At 63.0% G+C, this 1,080-nt stretch carries 1 protein-coding gene; it reads right to left on the bottom strand.

Features of this window, described 5'->3' with window-relative positions:
* The coding region (gene tnpC / locus MPRO_RS01980; RefSeq protein WP_067286337.1) for an IS66 family transposase at positions 1 to 1,080 on the bottom strand (1,080 nt) is incomplete at both ends.

The raw sequence follows: 1,080 nt of genomic DNA, 5'->3' as shown, positions 1-1,080 counted from the left end.
ATCCAGGTAGCGTGTTAGCGCGGCCCAGCGTTTGAGGCTGTAGTCGAGCGCCTTCGCCGTTGCCGTGCCATTCGGTACTTTCAAGCGCTGGGCCTGCATCCATTGATGCAGCGCATCCGCGATGGGCTTGGATTTATCCTGCCGCAGCGCCTGCCGCTCCAGGGGCGTCAGAGATCGGGCCTCACGCTCGATGTTGTACAGCTGCTTGATGTACTCAACCGCCTGACCGGCGATCTGGCTCTTGCCTGCCACGTGCAGCTCGACGAACTTTCGCCGCGCATGGGCCATGCAGCCGATCTCGGTAATCCCTTGCTTGAAGCTCGCCTTGTAGCCGCCGTAGTCATCGCAGACCAGCTGGCCCTGCCAGTCGTCGAGGAAGTCGCGGGCATGCTGGCCAGATCGGCCCGGTGTGAAGGCGTAGATCACGGCGTTCAGCTCGGCGTACGGTGTGGTGGCATAGGCCCAGATGTAGGCCTGGTGGGTTTTCTTCTTGCCCGGCGCCAGCATGGGCACCGGCGTTTCGTCCGCATGCAGCACGGACTCTGTCAGGATTAACGCACGCAGTGCGTCGACCAGCGGTTGCAGCTGCACACCGCAGCGGCCGATCCACTCGGCCAGCGTCGAGCGCGGGATCGGCACGCCGGCACGGCCGAAGGCCTGCTCCTGCCGGTACAGTGGAATATGATCGACGTGCTTGGCGACGATCACCTGGGCCATCAGCGCGGCCGTCGGGATGCCCTTGTCGATGATGTATGCCGGCATCGGTGCCTGGATCAGTGTCTCACACTGCCCACAGACCCATTTACCGCGGATATGGCGCTCGACTGTGAACACACCGGGCGTATAGTCGAGCTTCTCGCTGATGTCCTCACCGATGCGTTTGAGCTGACAACCACAGGCACAGTGCGCCGAGTCCGGCTCATGGCGGATCTCGGTACGGGGCAGTTGCGGCGGTAAGGGGGCTCGTTTGGGTTGGCGTTTGACGGCGGGCGCTGGCGTGGTTTTCAGCTGCTCGAGTTCCGCCTCGATTGCCGCGATGTCGGCATCGACGACTTCGTCCAGCAAGCTGATCTGCAATAC

The organism is Marinobacterium profundum, from assembly GCF_001528745.1.
GTDB classification, from domain to species: Bacteria; Pseudomonadota; Gammaproteobacteria; order Pseudomonadales; family Balneatricaceae; genus Marinobacterium_A; species Marinobacterium_A profundum.
Note: the sequence above shows the minus strand (reverse complement) of the source record. Positions and strands in the feature narration are given on the sequence as shown.